The organism is Pedobacter frigoris (assembly GCF_032678645.1).
Taxonomy (GTDB): Bacteria; Bacteroidota; Bacteroidia; order Sphingobacteriales; family Sphingobacteriaceae; genus Pedobacter; species Pedobacter frigoris_A.
Map to the genome: position 1 here is coordinate 1,445,213 of NZ_JAVTSP010000001.1, position 14,835 is coordinate 1,460,047.

General features: G+C 38.8%; 12 protein-coding genes. 3 read left to right on the forward strand and 9 right to left on the reverse strand.

Features of this window, described 5'->3' with window-relative positions; translation table 11 throughout:
- Nucleotides 1-25: 25 nt before the first annotated feature.
- From R2Q78_RS06340 to R2Q78_RS06365, 6 genes are all read right to left on the reverse strand, one after another.
- The gene (locus tag R2Q78_RS06340) at nt 26-1,495 is read right to left on the reverse strand and encodes a RagB/SusD family nutrient uptake outer membrane protein (protein ID WP_316789960.1); all 1,470 of its coding nucleotides are present in this window, start codon (nt 1,493-1,495) and stop codon (nt 26-28) included.
- Nucleotides 1,496-1,500: 5 nt separating this feature from the next.
- Nucleotides 1,501-5,028 carry a SusC/RagA family TonB-linked outer membrane protein gene (locus tag R2Q78_RS06345; protein WP_316789962.1) on the reverse strand — a complete coding sequence of 1,176 codons (3,528 nt, stop codon included), beginning with the start codon at nt 5,026-5,028 and terminating at the stop codon, nt 1,501-1,503.
- Between the two features lie 201 nt (nt 5,029-5,229).
- Entirely contained in the window at nt 5,230-6,438 is a 1,209-nt protein-coding gene (locus R2Q78_RS06350) for a FecR family protein (protein WP_316789963.1), read from the reverse strand.
- Between the two features lie 72 nt (nt 6,439-6,510).
- Nucleotides 6,511-7,125 (reverse strand): RNA polymerase sigma-70 factor, encoded by a 615-nt coding sequence (locus R2Q78_RS06355; RefSeq protein WP_316789966.1) that lies wholly within the window; start codon nt 7,123-7,125, stop codon nt 6,511-6,513.
- 90 nt (nt 7,126-7,215) lie between these two features.
- On the reverse strand, nt 7,216-7,905 hold the full coding sequence (locus R2Q78_RS06360; RefSeq protein ID WP_316789968.1) for an MCP four helix bundle domain-containing protein: 690 nt from the start codon (nt 7,903-7,905) through the stop codon (nt 7,216-7,218).
- Nucleotides 7,906-7,925: 20 nt separating this feature from the next.
- Complete coding sequence (locus R2Q78_RS06365) at nt 7,926-9,371, reverse strand: ATP-dependent RecD-like DNA helicase (protein ID WP_316789970.1); 1,446 nt, start codon at nt 9,369-9,371, stop codon at nt 7,926-7,928.
- Between the two features lie 52 nt (nt 9,372-9,423).
- Here R2Q78_RS06365 and R2Q78_RS06370 point away from each other — a divergent pair, with 52 nt between their 5' ends.
- The 3 genes from R2Q78_RS06370 to coaD are packed head-to-tail and all read left to right on the forward strand — an operon-like array spanning nt 9,424 to nt 11,251.
- Nucleotides 9,424-10,245, forward strand: a complete 822-nt coding sequence (locus tag R2Q78_RS06370; RefSeq protein ID WP_316789972.1) for a DUF3822 family protein — start codon at nt 9,424-9,426, stop codon at nt 10,243-10,245.
- On the forward strand, nt 10,236-10,781 hold the full coding sequence (locus R2Q78_RS06375; protein ID WP_316789973.1) for an RsmD family RNA methyltransferase: 546 nt from the start codon (nt 10,236-10,238) through the stop codon (nt 10,779-10,781). Before R2Q78_RS06370 ends, R2Q78_RS06375 begins: the two co-directional genes overlap by 10 nt.
- A 2-nt stretch (nt 10,782-10,783) precedes the next feature.
- Entirely contained in the window at nt 10,784-11,251 is a 468-nt protein-coding gene (gene coaD / locus R2Q78_RS06380; RefSeq protein ID WP_316789976.1) for a pantetheine-phosphate adenylyltransferase, read from the forward strand.
- Nucleotides 11,252-11,271: 20 nt separating this feature from the next.
- Here coaD and R2Q78_RS06385 read toward each other — a convergent pair whose 3' ends face one another.
- The 3 genes from R2Q78_RS06385 to R2Q78_RS06395 all read right to left on the reverse strand — a co-directional run.
- Nucleotides 11,272-11,880 carry an NUDIX hydrolase gene (locus R2Q78_RS06385; RefSeq protein ID WP_316789977.1) on the reverse strand — a complete coding sequence of 203 codons (609 nt, stop codon included), beginning with the start codon at nt 11,878-11,880 and terminating at the stop codon, nt 11,272-11,274.
- 111 nt (nt 11,881-11,991) lie between these two features.
- Complete coding sequence (locus R2Q78_RS06390) at nt 11,992-12,984, reverse strand: arabinofuranosidase catalytic domain-containing protein (RefSeq protein ID WP_316789978.1); 993 nt, start codon at nt 12,982-12,984, stop codon at nt 11,992-11,994.
- A gap of 32 nt (nt 12,985-13,016) precedes the next feature.
- Nucleotides 13,017-14,835 (reverse strand): hypothetical protein (locus R2Q78_RS06395; RefSeq protein ID WP_316789979.1); only part of this gene is annotated, 1,819 nt, incomplete at its 5' end.

The window sequence follows — 14,835 nt, forward strand, 5'->3', positions numbered from 1 at the left end:
TTTTTATCAGTTAAATCCTTAACAGTTATTTCCAGAAATCATTCTGGGTAATTACGAAATTGCTTTTTGCAATAATTGTCTGATTTATCGGAAGTAACCATGCACCTTTCTCATACCAATCCGTACTCGTAATTTTTGAATCTTTATTCAGCTTTCTTGTCCTGACTAAATCAAAGAAATACTGTCCTTCGCCAATTAGTTCTTTCTTACGTTCCAATAGTATTGTATCCTGCAGATTACCGCCTCCGGCATAAGCATATGCTTTGGCTCTGCCGCGAACCGTATTTAACAAAGTGATTGCTTCTGCAGTTCTTCCAACAGACGGACTTGCCAGTGCTTCAGCACGCAACAACATGATATCAGGCAACCTGGTAATGATGATATTAGATTCGTTAATGTTCTGAGATGTAGTATCTCCTTTTGATTGCAATGTCCTGTATTTTCCAAAATATACACGATCATTCGGAACTTTTGAATTTTTGTAGTACTCCTTTATAAACCAGCTAAATCTCCTGGCGTCTTTAGTACCCGCAGGGAATAATTGCTCAAGCTGCGCGCGGGTCGGAGACAGTAAAAAATTCTCAGTACCACCACCACCATCAGACTGGTCAGTGTAATATGGTCTGCCCAATGTCCTGTTATAAACCCTATTTTTCTGAACTTCTCTAAGATTCGCATCAAAATTAAGTTCGAAAATACCCTCGGTAGATTTACCTACGAAAATACTAACCAGGTTATTCGTATCAGTTACCAGTGAGTACTGACCTCTTGTGATCACGCTATCGCATAATTTTTCACAGCTTGCATAATCCTGGTTCCAACCTGCAACATGCGCCTTAATAGCCCAGGCTGCACCCTTTGTTGCCCTTACTGCTTTTTCCGCAGAACTATATACAATCTGCAGGTTTGCGATCGCAACATCTAGATCTGAATTGATCTGTTTAAATACATCAACCTGAGGAGATCTTGGTATATTACTAAAATCTACACTTTTTAAGTTGATAGGAACATCACCCCAAAAACGAGCCAGGTAAAAATAACTCAAAGCCCTCAGAAAGCTGGCTTCGCCAATATGTTTTTTCCTCGCCACTTCATCATAAATAGAAATAGTAGGAATTTTTTCGAGGATAAGGTTACACTGCGAAATGACGCGGTAAAACCCGTTCCAATCCCCGCCACCATTATTTAAAAGTGATGCAGAAGTATTTGTTGCGATAAGAGTTTCTGTTCTTGTATTAGAACTCTGTGAGTAACTCGAAAACACATTGGCTCTCATATCACCCATTAAAAACACCTTATCAGGGACAACTATTCTTAAAAAATTATATGCCGCAGCAAGGGTCTTATCGACATCCGCAGCAGACGTGATGGCATTAGCATCCGTTGGCAAATCTATTACATCCGGATTAAGGATCTTTTTGCATGAAAACAACAATGCAAAAGACATTAAAGCAATGTATATCAGTTTAGATTTTCTATTAATTATTTTGTTCATGTCTCTTAAAATTCAAAGTTAAAACCTAAGTTAAATTTGTTTGGAATAGGATATCCGTTACCCTGGTCATACCCATAATAATCCACGTTCTCAGGATCGACACCAGAGTATTTCGATATGATAAATACATTATTCATACCTCCATAAACTCTCAGCCTCCTTACATTCAATTTCTTAAGGAATGCCGGGGAGAAATCATATCCCAAACTGACATTATTTAAGCGTACAAAACTTCCATTTTCTAAAAACAAATCTGTGCCTGTATCGTAGTTACCGATGAAATCATAGCTTGAAGTCGCATAATATCTCCATGGATTTAAAACCGGGTACGTTGCATTGGTATGTGTAGGTGTCCAGACATCCAGATCAGAAACATCAAGTAAGTTTCTCTGTCCTCCAGGATAATTTACGTTTTCACTTGCAGTCCAGCTCACCGCTTTCAACCTATCGGCCAACACTTTGTTATATACTTTAGCTCCAAATGAATAGTTAAAGAACAAATCCAATTGAAGAGATGAACCATTTTTAAGTCTGTAACTGAAAGAGTGTGACAAACTTCCCGTAAATTTAGGGTTAGGGTCTCCTCCATATACTTTATCACTTACACCTCTGATATCTATTACACCATCTCCGTTTACATCCTGCAGTTTAATGTCTCCTGCATGATAAGGATCCTGTGAAGTAAATCCACTTCCGTTTGGATAAAGTTTTTTACCAGTGTATTTATTAACCGGAACAGAAGCTTCATCAGGATAAACTCCCAAATAATGAAGCAAGTAGAAACCATTTAACGGACGACCGATTTGCAGATAAGGCGATCCTCCCAGGTAACCACCGCGAGTGATACTTCTTCCAAAATCTGGCAGTTTGGTAAGTACGTTTTTATTAGTACCACCTATAAATTTCACTGAGTACTGGAAATTCTTTTCAGGAGCAGTAATGTATGCTGTGATTGCTGCTTCAAAACCTGTGTTTCTCACCGCGCCACTATTGATGTAACGCAATGAATATCCACTGGTTCCATTTACAGCATCAGGAAACAGGAACCCGTCTTTTGTTTTATTATAATATTCAAGTGTTGCACTCAGACGGCTCTTCAGGAATTCAAGATCCAAACCAGCCCCATATTCTTTTGATGTTTGCCATGTAAGGTCTGGTAATGGAATACCGTTACCACCGTCATAGTTTGGATAAAGTATCGGAACACCATTGTAAGTTGCATTGTTGCCTGTACCTCCTGTATTATAAGCACCTAAAGCCAGATAATTATCCTGATACTGCTCACCCGCTTTACCAACACTTGCCCTTAGCTTACCAAAAGTAAACCAGTCTCCAACGCTCTTACTAAAGAAATTCTCTTTGGTAAACACCCATCCTGCTGATAAAGAAGGAAAATAACCCCACTGTTTGTTCTTACCGAATTTTGATGAGGCATCTGCACGGACAACTGCCTGCAGCAAATATTTCTTATCATAGTTATAGGTTAACCTGGAAAAATAAGAAACCAAGCCATAACTTATATTATGTGTAGACAACGTAAGGTTAGATTGAGGATATCCCTGAATCACCTGCTGTGCATCACTTGGACCGCCAAATGCGCCTCCGAATATGTTGTTATTCTCACTGGTATTGATGGTATTACCGGTTACAAAATCAAATGTGTGTTTATCATTGAAAGTATGGTGCAACCTCACAAATGTTTCACTCAATAAGTTCACATTCTCTTTAGCATAATAAGAAGCGGCAGATTTAAAGTCACTCATTGTCGCTGAAGGCGAGAAAGTACGGGTTCTGTAAAATTCATAATTTGCAGATGCCCTTGATGTAATATTCAGGAATTTGAAGACATCATAACTTGCTTCCAACTGTCCCAACACCCTTCTTGTCAAATCAATATTTACGCCCTTATTATAAGAATCAAGAAAGGCATCAAAGAAACCACTATTTGGTCCCGGACGGAAAGATGAAGAAAAGTTATTTCCAACAACTGCCGCATTAAAGGTATCCCCTCTTCTTTGACTTGCATCTGTCTGACTTAAATTTGCTCTTCCTGTAACTGTCAATTTAGAAGTCGGATTAAATACGCCTGAATAGGTCAGCGCATATCTGCTGAAACCTGAACCCAATACAATACCTTTCTCATCGTAATAATCAGCACCTAATCTGTAGCTTGAATTTTCATTGGCTCCGCTGATTCCAAGGTTGATATTCTTTAAATTTGCATTCTTAAAGTATAATTTCTGCCAGTCGGTAGAGTTATTGTAAAAGCTATTCAAACTATCCGATAATTCTATTGGAATATCTGTAAAACCACCACCTACTTTAGATTCTTTATACTGATTGTACAAATCGATTTTGAAATTACGTTCATTTCTTCCACCCAGGGTTTTACGTAACTCCGGGTAGTAAGTTAAACCAAATTGTGAATTTAAGGTTACAATAGGCTTACCAACTTTACCACGTTTTGTGTTAATAATGATAACCCCATTCGCTCCTCTTGATCCATATATAGCAGTTGAAGCGGCATCTTTCAGAACGTCTACTGACTCAATGTCAAACGGACTAAATCCCGACAGCACACTGGTAATTGCCTGACGTGGATCTGAAGGATTAAAAGCATCCTGTTCCAAAGGCACCCCGTCAATGATAAACAATGGCGTACTTACTACGTTTGAATTTGCTGAATTTGAAAAAGCTGCAATACCCCTAAGCTGAACGTTACTTCTTGCCCCTGGCATACCAGAATTATTTTGCACAAGCAATCCCGGTACCAATCCCTGAAGCAATCCTTCTATAGAAGCACTTGGTTTGTTCTGAAGCTCAGTACCTTTTACTGTCGAGATCGAGTTTGGGTTTTCTCTTCTGTTTTGAGTACCATAGCCGATAACCACAACATCTTTCAGTTGCGACTCATCTTCTTCAAGTGTAATCCTTAACGTTTGAAGGCCTTTTACCGCTACTTCTTTTCTTTTAAAACCGATATAACTTAGTACGAGTACGTCATCATCCTCGACATCTATACTAAAATCACCGTTTGCGTCAGTTATTTTGGTTGTATTTTTATTTTTTACTTTGACAGTCACCCCTGGTATAGGCAGACCTTTAGCATCAACAACTTTTCCTGTAAATAACTTAAACTGGATATTTGCCAAAGTAAACTCCTCTTCTCTCTTTCTAACTACAATCGTATTTTGATTGATGGCAAACGTCAGCGGCTGCCCTTCAAAACATTTTTCCAGTACAGAGACCAAAGGCTCGTCAGTCACCGTTAGTGAAACCGGCTTCGTTTTTCTTATTAATTGCGGACTATACAAAAAAGTATAACCGCTTTGTTTTTTGATTTTACTAAAAAGCTGTTCCAGAGAAGCATTTCTTTCAGACAGCGTGATCTTTTGAGCAAAACCACTGGCACTTACCTGTAAAAATGCAGCAATCATTATCACAACGGTCAATTTTATGCGCATGATGATCTGTTTTTTATTATATAGCCGACTATGTTCATAAGCCGGTCGGCAATGAATATTTTTATTCATACTTTTGTTTAGTTTGGATTGATAATAAATGGTCTTCGAAAATTCATTTGGTTAGGTCCAGACAAACAGACCGCGGAGGTGGTTCCAAGCACCTCCCGGTTTTTATCCAGATAACCAGTGTGTGGTGGGTCGTTATCTCTTCATATGCATTTGGTTTAGGTTAGTTGATTTGGTTTTTTTATATGGTTTTCATAGGGATAATTAATTCGCAATTACTGTGATTTTCCGACCTTCCAGTTTAAAATGTACCAGACCGGTTAGTTCCAGTGTTTTAATGATTTCAGAAACATTTTTATAGCGGGCTACTGAGCCGGCAAAATCTATATTACTAATGTTATTTTCATAAACAACTTCCAGGTCATACCACCTCGCTATCTTACGCATTACAGCTTCTGCGCTTTCGTTATTGAATACGAAGTAACCATCTTTCCAGGCAGCAACTTCGTTTACATCTATTTCCTTTACATTTAAAGTGTAGTCATTAAGCAGCGATTGCTGGCCGGGAATCAATAAAACTGTTCTTTTATTAATTACTGATTGAACTCTTACACTTCCTTCAAGCAAAGAGGTTTTCGTATATTCCTCTTCATCATAACTATTGATATTGAAATGGGTTCCCAACACTTCAACAATTTGGTTTCTTGTCTGTACCCTAAACGGCTTATCTTTATTCTTAGCAACTTCAAAATAACCTTCTCCCGTCAGTTCTACCCTTCGTTCGTCGCCCCCAAAATTCACAGGATAACGCAAAGAAGATGCTGCATTCAGCCATACGCTGGTTCCATCAGGAAGATTTACCTGGTATTGTCCCCCTAAAGGAGTCTGTATGGTATTGTATAAACCCGTAACATCAGATTCCGCATTGTTTACAATATTGTAAACAAGTTGCCCGTCTTTGTTCTTAACAATTCTGATTCCGGCCTGATTTGCGACAATTCCGCCGGCGTTAACGTCATTAAGATCTATTTTCGATCCGTCACTAAGTATCAGCGTCGCCTTATTCCCACCTGGTTTAATATCATTTGAAATCCGGCTTATATGATTAGCTAAAGGTTTCTTGCTGTTATTGTTATAAAAAAACAATCCGGCAGATAAAATCATGATTAAGGAAGCAGCAACAGCGAATATTATCCTGAGATTGTTCTTCTCAGAGTTCTGCTTTTTTATTTGAAACGGGGCAACAGGTGTTTCAATATGATTTAGTCCGGCCTCAATTCTTGAAATCAGCCCAGAATCAGCTACACCATGATCTTTTCTTTTCTCCAGGATTTCCTCCCACCAATTCAGAACGGTCAGGTATTCAAGTTTATCAGCTTCATCAAGCCACTTCATAAAAGCATCCTCTTGTTGCTTTGTAAAGTTTCCCGATGAAATGAGTTCTAATAGTTCTTTTACTTCCTGTAAATTCATGATGATAAACCGATTTAATAGTAAGACAGGAAGAACTTAACATTAGATACCCCGGAAATAAAAAAAATATAATTATTTCAACAGCCCGATAGAAAAACAAAGTGCAATAAATGCTGTAAGATCCGCATGCACCTTAAGGTATTCCTTTACATACCTGGTAGCCGTATATAACTGCTTTTTAACCATAGATTTAGAGATGTTCATTATAACCGCAATTTCGTCCTGCGAAAGTTCCTCATAAGCGCTCATCTCAAATACACGTTTCCGTTTCGGCGGCAGTGTATCTATGGCCCGCTGGATTACTTCCCTATATTGAGAATAAATGAAGTTATCATCGGTATTATTTCCTGTCACTTCGCTATGATGAAGAATGTAATCTATGGCTTTTTGCTTAACCTTGCTGTGCTCATGAATATTAACCAGCCGGTTTCGTGCCATAGTATAAAGATAACTGTTGAAAGATTTTATCGTCGACAAGTCTTCTTTCTTCTCCCATATCTTCATAAACATATCATGAAGAATTTCTTCTGTATCTTCTTTAGAACACCTGACAAATGGAAAAATGTACTTATATAATTTAGGAAGATAAAAGGTATACAAACTCGTAAAAGCACTACGGCTGCCCAAAGCAGCATCCTGAAGCAGCAAATGTTCTTCTGCCAGCGCATTCACAACGTTACTTTCCATTCCTATACTTACCCTTCTAGATTTAATGTATATTCAAACATAATGAATTTAATGTAACATTTTACATACAAGCTCAAAAAACAGAGTCCATTAATTCAGATTGAACTTATCACTTCTGATATTAACCACATTAGAGGTAAAAACTATACCTACAATCAAAATCCCTATGACAATGGCCAGCACAGTTTGAAAAGCAGAATAAAGCTTATTACCGGAAACCATAAATTCAGTGTCCTTTGTAAGCTCAGCACCAACCATGCGTTGTATGCGCATGAGCTCCGATAGTCCTTTTATGATATCACCAGAAGCTTTTCTTCCCATCAGTTCATGTACATTTCTTGCTTTCTGCAGTCCCTGATTTTTAACAATATCCACTGTTTGTTTTTCAATGGTCTTAACGGCATGTAAATTTGCTTTCAGTTCAGCTATATTTTCCTTCTCCTGTTTTACCAGGTAAGTTTTTTCATAAGCATGGATAAGGGAATCTATTGAAGTATTGATCTTGTGTAAGTTTCTTCTTAAACCTTCAAAATCAAAAGTGTTCTCTGAGGATGAATAAAGCATATCTTCTATTAAACTACGTTTTTGATCTACATACTCAGCAATATAAAAAAGATCAGTAGCAGGTATTAGTCTGTCATTGTATAAAGAAATAAATGACTCATTCATACTTTTCACACTCTTATCCTCCAAAAACCTAATCAATATTGTACATGCCATAATGCAGAACAATAGAATAGCGATTTTCATTTTTTGCTTAACAGAGTATGCGAATCTCATAATTACAGTTTTTTTATGTCCTAAAATTGCTCTTCAGCGGGAGAAGAAAATAAGTTGGCGGCAAAATTTACTAAAAATAATTCTCTTTTTGCCCTTGTTACACCGGTATACAACCAACGGAGAAAATCAAGGTCAATCATTTCGTCTGTTAAATATCCCTGATCAACAAAAACTGCATCCCACTGACCACCCTGTGCCTTGTGACAGGTTACGGCATAGGCAAATTTGATTTGAAGTGCATTATAATACGGATCTTCTTTAATCGCGTTAAACCTCTCTTTTTTATTGGATATATGTGAATAATCCTCATTTAGGCTTTCAAAAAGCTTATTGCTTTGTTCAAATGAAAGATTCGGAGTTTCTGCCGTTAGCGTATCCAGCATGACTTTACAGGTAATTACACCAGCTTCAGGAAAGTCAAGAAATTCGAGATTTACCTCGCAAAAACGAAATCCGTATCGTTCCTCCGTCCTCCTTACCCTTACCACCCGGGCCATATCTCCATTTGCAATGAATGCTGCCGACTCATTATCAGGAAGCCAAAAATAATTATTCCTGACCACCATGATCTGATCACCGCCAGTCAACTCCTCTTCCCGGTACAGCAACCTGGCCCTGATTTGCTGATTATATACATTTGCAGATTTATTAGACCGGCATACCACAAGTGAATTTTCAATACCAAACTTATTATAGGCGTATTCCAAACCCTCGACCAGCTTAAGGCCTGTCATCCTGAATGTATCTTTAAAATTTTTGGTTATAAATTTTGGAAGTGCAATCTGCTCTCCTCCATCATTTCCCTCCCCTTCATTAATCAATTTCCTCAACATGGTCGCGTTCGCTAATACACCTGATTTTTTTTCCTGACGTACAACTTCCTTTAACTCTACAGTACGCACCGTATTTGAAAAGTGTTGTGCCATGTAGTCTTTGTTCAATGCCGGACTATCAATGCTGCCTACAGGAGGAAGTTGAGCAGTATCTCCTACAAAAACCACAGCACAATTCTTTCTATTATAAACAAACTCCATCAGATCTCTCAAAAGTGACGATCCACTTTGCGTATTCCATTCGTCTGCAATCATTGACGCCTCATCCACAATAAACAAAGTATGCTCGGCAAGATTTGGTGCAAGCTGAAAAGACATGTCAGTACCTACTGCTGACCTTTTTCTGTAAATCTTTTTATGTATGGTCAGGGCCTTCCTGCCTGTATAGTTACTCATCACCTTCGCAGCCCGACCCGTTGGAGCCAATAGAACAGCGCGTAAAGCAAATTTTGGCAATGCCTTTACAAGAGCCCCGACTGAAGTAGTTTTACCCGTACCGGCATATCCCTTTAAAATAAAGCACTGTCCATCCAGCTCCTTCGATAAAAAAGAAGCCATCTCCCGGCAAAAATCAAGCTGTTCTGCAGTTGGAGTAAACTGGTAGCATCCAGCTATTATTGAAGCTTTATCCATTTAACAAATATGCAATGGTGATGTTATAGAAAAAAGGATTAATTTTGTTAGCATGAACAGCAAAAATAGCATATTATTGGTTGATCCTGACTTTGACCCAAATACTGCAGAGAACTGTAACCTTTTAATTAAAATTACCGCCGACAGCCTTTCTTATGCAATAATTGACAAAGGATCGAACGAAATTAAAGCAGTATATGATCAGCAAGAATGTATAAATACAATACAGACACTTGCAAATAAAACCAAAACCGATAGCTATTTGATGCTTTCTTTTAAGGAAATCAAGATTTCAGTATACACAGAAAATTCTATTGCTGTACCTAATGAGCTTTTTGACGCGGATAACTTAAACCAATATGCCAATTATTTTGGTGATGATCAGGGAATGAATCTTTATACGCAACCGGCAAACAACTTTGGATTAACTTCTATTTTTACCCTTAGTAAATTTGTCGACCAGACATTGGCATCGTCCTTAGCACATGGAAAATTGTTTGATCACACAGCTCCATTGCACGCGCTGGCCAAGGAAAAAAACACTGCCCTTTTGCTGGATTTTAGTGCCACATCTTTTAACGTTCTTTATATTAAAGATGAGAAACTGGTATTTCAAAACTACTATCAGATTGACAACAGTGAAGAACTCAACTACTACGTGCTGTTCATCATCAATCAATTAAAAATAAATACTACAGAAACAGAAATATCCCTCAGTGGCATTATCCATAAAGAGGACGCCAATTATACCTGTCTGGCAAAATACTTTAAAATCATAAATTTTGGCAATGCTGACACTCAAAACCATAAAATTTTAGAAGACATGCCCGCACACTATTATAGCAGTTTATTAGCCCTCGACCTATGCGAATAATTGGAGGAAGACTAAAAGGCATCAGGTTCAATGCTCCTGAAAGTTTACCTGTAAGGCCTACTACCGATATGGCCAAGGAAGCACTTTTTAATATTTTATATAATACTTATGATTTTGAAGAATGCGAAGTGCTGGATTTATTTTGCGGGACCGGTAACATCAGTTTTGAATTTGCATCCAGGGGAATAAAAAAAGTAACAGCTGTTGATAAGCATTCAGGCTGTATATATTGGGTCAAATCTGTTATTGAGAAGCATCAGTTAAATGAAATTGAAGTTCAAAAAGCCGACGCGTTCAAATTTTTAGATCAGCTCAATAAAACCTACCAGATTATTTTTGCTGATCCACCTTACAATTTGCCTACTATCCCCTTAATACCAGAACTAGTCATAAAAAACAGCCTTCTGGCCGACAATGGCTTACTCATTGTAGAGCATCCTTCATTATTAAAAATGAATAACCTTCCCGGGTTTAAAGAAACCAGGAGATATGGAAATTCATCTTTTAGCTTTTTTGAAAAACCCAGCAATCTTTAGGTATGAAAATAGCATTATTTCCAGGTTCTTTTGATCCAATTACCATAGCTCACGTTGACATATTAACCCGCGCACTGCCACTATTCGACAAAATTGTAGTAGGCATAGGACTAAATAGCTCAAAACAGAGTTTCCTATCGGCAGAAAAACGTGAAGAAATTGTAAAAACCATCTTCTCAAGTTACGATAACGTAGAAGTTCAGTTATATGAAGGCCTGACGGTAGATTTCTGCAAAAAAATAAATGCTCAATACATGGTGCGCGGAGTCCGCTCTGTTGCTGATTTCGAATATGAAAAAGCAATTGCCCAGATCAATCAGACCATGATGCCGGAAGCAGAGACTATAATTATCCTGAGTAAACCTGAATATTCGGCAATCAGTTCAACAATTGTCCGGGATATACTGCGCAATAATGGAGATGTAAGCCAATTCTTACCAAAAGAAGCTATTCCTTTTTTAAAAGGTTAAGACTGTTAAGAGCTGTTAGCCTAAAGAAGCTTTCCTTCCTCCAATACCTGTATAATTGAAGGATAAGTATTTTTTATCACCGGTTTTAATTCTGTTTTATTTAACCAGCTTGCCTTTGTTATTCCTTCTTCTTTTTGCGGGATCAATTTAGGCTCTCCCTTGACAGTCATGCTATACCAGTTGGTTTTTTTGAGCACCAGTTTAGTACCCAAGGTATATACATGGTAAGTTTTGCATAATTTTTCATCATTGGTATGTATTTTAACGCCGCACTCCTCTTCTACCTCACGAAGACCTGCCTCTTTCATTTTCTCTCCTTTTTCTACTTTGCCCTTTGGTAAGTCCCACTTTTTATTCCTAAAAATAAAAAGGTAATTCCCCTTATCACTCTTTACCAGGCCTCCTGCAGCTTTTATCAATTCACAGCTCTTTTTCAGTTTCTTAAACATCTTTTTTGGATCGGGATGTACCAAGATATATTCCCGCTCAGAGACTTTGGAAACATTTTTATAAAAAGCTGTAAAATCAAAATCCTTTACATCTAACTGTTGAATCTTATTAACCTGCTTAGGGAGCTCATCCGCAATAAACAGCGTATTATTATTGATGTAAATTCTGTAGTTTTTCATTATTTATGCATTCCGAATTACTCTTTCCTGATCAATTAAATATGTAGGCGATAAAAATATAAAAAAACAGTAATATTAAAGACAACATACTTCACCGCCTTATAAATTTATCTAATATGCAATCTTTTCCCCAGTACGTAAAAGTCCAGATAGCCCTCTTGCTCCATTCTGATTGATTTGATCGGGCAACGATGGTGTAAGCTGCCCATTTCTATTCAATAATCTATCAGTGATGACCGTATTATAGTAGCTGACCTGGCTTTCAATTAAAGCTGTTCGTGCAGCATCAAGCAGTTCAGCGCCGAAAACTATCAGTTCAGCATACCCCGCCCCTAAATTCGTATCATGATAAAGTAACCTGTCCGTCCCAATATTATTCCAGCGGGTTTCTATCCCGGTAGACTGCGGAACAATTGTATTTACCATCAGTTTAGTATTGTATATGGCTGACAAAGGTGATATTGACGTTCTATTTTGCCATACCTTACTATTTCTAATTGGTGTTGCCGCCAGTGAGCTGGAAATTAATCTGTTACCACCATTATCCGAATGCCATTGATAAGATCCAGTATGACCCAAAACAAAGCCATAACCACCAACAGCAAATCTATTTACTAGTGATACATGACCATTATTATTCATATCGGCATCCAGTCTCAAATAATCAACGCCGTCAGTACCTACATCATGTCCATAAAAACGGATAAATGGCTTCCCATTTTCAGTATCTATACTCCCTGCATTTACGATACGTGGTTGGTTTACCCCAGTCGGCTGACTTAGGTTCTTTCCATTTCCGCTTTGATCATACCATATTGTGACATAGCCGCTATTTGCGCCGACAAAAGCAATCAATGCTGCCGCGTCAAAATCACCCCCTGAAGTAAAACCTATGTCCTGTGTTGCATTGTCATTGCTCCGACGAACCTGGATTGCATATCCACTAAAAGAAGTGGAAAGTTTACGAAATGAATACGCAACTTGTGCCAGGGAACTACCATCTAGCCCAACTTTATCTAAAGTATTTTGGGCAAAGACCATACTTTCGCCTCCTAATACCAGGATCAAATACAAACATATTTTTGCAAGTGTTTTCTTATTCATCCGGTAACGTTTAAGTCGATTCATCATTTTCTTTAATAATAATAATCAAACTGAATCCTGTCTCCCACCAACAATGAATAAGCGCCATTGGAGCCCGGTATATACGTCAAAGTAGTTCCACTGACACTATAGGCAGTATTGCTGATTCTGATACCATTAACATACATTTTCACTTTGCTATTTACCGATTTGGTCTGGCTCAACGTAAAACTTATCTGCCCCGCAGTGGCGCTAAACTCATCGGCGACTTCCCTGACCACAACACCAGTCGACACGCTTCCATCAGCCATAAGGTATTGTGCAGCAGTACCTCCGGCTTTTACAATGGCATTTCCGGTTATTGTACCCCCTGCATTAACAGCACCGCTGGTATTTACAGCTGTAACGCCTGTGTTTCCTAACTGAATAGTGTTGCTGGATGTTACATATGCTCCGTATCCGATAGCTGTAGCATTATCAATTGTACCACCACCTGCATTTGCACTATTGCCCAGGAATGTGCTGTTTGTTAATGAACTGGAAATCGGTCCTCTGGCCCCGGCTTCATAACCTATCCCGATATTTCCACTTCCTGCTTCAGCGTGAAGGGCATGCCATCCGATTGCGGTCGTATTGCTATTGGTGGTATTGTAATATAGCGCCCCATCACCTACAGCAATATTGTTATTTCCTGTAGTCGTGCTATTTAAAGCTGTGGTTCCGATCGCAATATTACCAGTGCCGGTACCATTTCCTCTGCCGACACCACCTCCGGTTGATACGCTCCCATCTGCCATGAGGTATTCAGCTGATGTCCCTCCCGACTTGACGAATCCGCTGGCATTGACTCTGTTGCTGGCAGTAATCTCTCCTGTGGTACTGATGTTTAATAAGGAATTAATTGTAGAACCATTATTGTGTTCAAAAGCCAATCCATATATAACACCACTATTGGTGAGCAGATTTAGTCTCATCGCCTGGCTTCTGAATGCAAGGGAAAGAGCTGACGTTGCCTGTCCGTCGTAGTCGTATTTCAGACTGGTTTCATTTGCTCCGATTTGAAAGTTGGATGTAGGATTTGCGTTAAACAGCCCGATTTTGTTGTTGGTGCTGTTGTACGATATTGCACCACTATTCACATTCAGGTCGGTCAGATTGGCTTGTGCGCCGGTAATTGTGTTTTGTACATTCAGATTACCTGAAATAGAAACTGCGCCTGTACTTAAACTCATGATCTGCGTCTCTGTAGACCCGTCAGTTCTAGCAAAAGCCAGGTCGGTGATTACTCCAGAATTATTGCCTGCCTTTAGTTTCCAGCCTGTTTGTCGATATCCAAGTTGGAGGGTATTGAAACCATCTGCCATTCTGCCCCACCTTAAGCTTTCTGCTTCCATATTATCCTTGGGCCCGATCTGGAATGTTGCATCGGGACTATTGACAAGAATTCCCAGGCGTTTGTTGGTATTGTCCCAAAACAAGTTGCTGTTGTTTTCTGCGACTGTTGTTCCATTGGAGAATAGTAAAGAGCCACTGGTTAATGCAGGTAATGAGCCTGACACCTTAGTGTCCACGTAGGTCTTAACTGCATTTTGAGTAGGGAAAAGAACATCACTTGTACCGAGTGTAGTTGTTGTCGATTTGTTGGCTGTATTTTCTTTGAGCAATAACGCTGCTTGAGTAGAGGATTGTTTAGCATAAGGACTCAGCATTGCCGCAGTATCTGCGATATTAACTTTTAAAGCAATCGCTGACTGGTTTGCTGTTAAAGCATTTTGCGTAGCGGCCTGCTTAGCATATGGGCTCAGCATTGAGGCAGTGTCTGCAATGTTAACCTTCAATGCAATCGCTGACTGGTTTGCTGTCAAAGCATTT

What these genes read in the sequence shown, in the direction of transcription:
- R2Q78_RS06340 (WP_316789960.1), bottom strand. Translation starts at nt 1,495, where the DNA reads ATGAACAAAATAATTAATAGAAAATCTAAACTGATATACATTGCTTTA.
- R2Q78_RS06345 (WP_316789962.1), bottom strand. Translation starts at nt 5,028, where the DNA reads ATGAATAAAAATATTCATTGCCGACCGGCTTATGAACATAGTCGGCTA.
- R2Q78_RS06350 (WP_316789963.1), bottom strand. Translation starts at nt 6,438, where the DNA reads ATGAATTTACAGGAAGTAAAAGAACTATTAGAACTCATTTCATCGGGA.
- R2Q78_RS06355 (WP_316789966.1), bottom strand. Translation starts at nt 7,125, where the DNA reads ATGGAAAGTAACGTTGTGAATGCGCTGGCAGAAGAACATTTGCTGCTT.
- R2Q78_RS06360 (WP_316789968.1), bottom strand. Translation starts at nt 7,905, where the DNA reads ATGAGATTCGCATACTCTGTTAAGCAAAAAATGAAAATCGCTATTCTA.
- R2Q78_RS06365 (WP_316789970.1), bottom strand. Translation starts at nt 9,371, where the DNA reads ATGGATAAAGCTTCAATAATAGCTGGATGCTACCAGTTTACTCCAACT.
- R2Q78_RS06370 (WP_316789972.1), top strand. Translation starts at nt 9,424, where the DNA reads ATGAACAGCAAAAATAGCATATTATTGGTTGATCCTGACTTTGACCCA.
- R2Q78_RS06375 (WP_316789973.1), top strand. Translation starts at nt 10,236, where the DNA reads ATGCGAATAATTGGAGGAAGACTAAAAGGCATCAGGTTCAATGCTCCT.
- coaD (WP_316789976.1), top strand. Translation starts at nt 10,784, where the DNA reads ATGAAAATAGCATTATTTCCAGGTTCTTTTGATCCAATTACCATAGCT.
- R2Q78_RS06385 (WP_316789977.1), bottom strand. Translation starts at nt 11,880, where the DNA reads ATGAAAAACTACAGAATTTACATCAATAATAATACGCTGTTTATTGCG.
- R2Q78_RS06390 (WP_316789978.1), bottom strand. Translation starts at nt 12,984, where the DNA reads ATGAATAAGAAAACACTTGCAAAAATATGTTTGTATTTGATCCTGGTA.